Origin of the sequence: Cohnella fermenti (assembly GCF_004801405.1) — a bacterium.
GTDB lineage: Bacteria > Bacillota > Bacilli > Paenibacillales > Paenibacillaceae > Cohnella > Cohnella fermenti.
Genome location: NZ_SSOB01000142.1, coordinates 1 through 356 on the forward strand (window position 1 = coordinate 1; position 356 = coordinate 356).

General features: G+C 61.0%; 1 protein-coding gene. It reads left to right on the top strand.

Features of this window, described 5'->3' with window-relative positions; genetic code table 11:
- Positions 1-208 (top strand): hypothetical protein (locus tag E6C55_RS34085; RefSeq protein ID WP_168736019.1); only part of this gene is annotated, 208 nt, incomplete at its 5' end.
- Positions 209-356: the final 148 nt, after the last annotated feature.

A 356-nucleotide genomic window follows, 5' to 3' on the forward strand; every position in this document is an offset into this window, starting at 1 on the left:
TCGCACCAACACGGGGGTTCTCGTGCTGGCTGCCGACATCCTGGCCGTCGGCGATACTTATACGCTGCACTACAAGGGCAATGGCAACGGCACCTTGAATCTGGCGGGGACCTCGTGGTCGCTAAGCGAAATCGACTATCCGGTTGTCGCCGTGTATTCCGCTTACAAGTCCTCGGCGGACGATCTGGAGGTGTCGGGAACGCACTAGGCGGATGGGCCGGTTGGAACGAGAAGGGAGGCTGTCGCATGTCCCGCATTCAAGCGGAGCTGTCGCGATTGACGGAGATCGGGCAAGATGTCGAACGAATGGACCGAAGAGCGGCCACGGTGGCCAAGGAAGTGTCGACGGTCGGCAG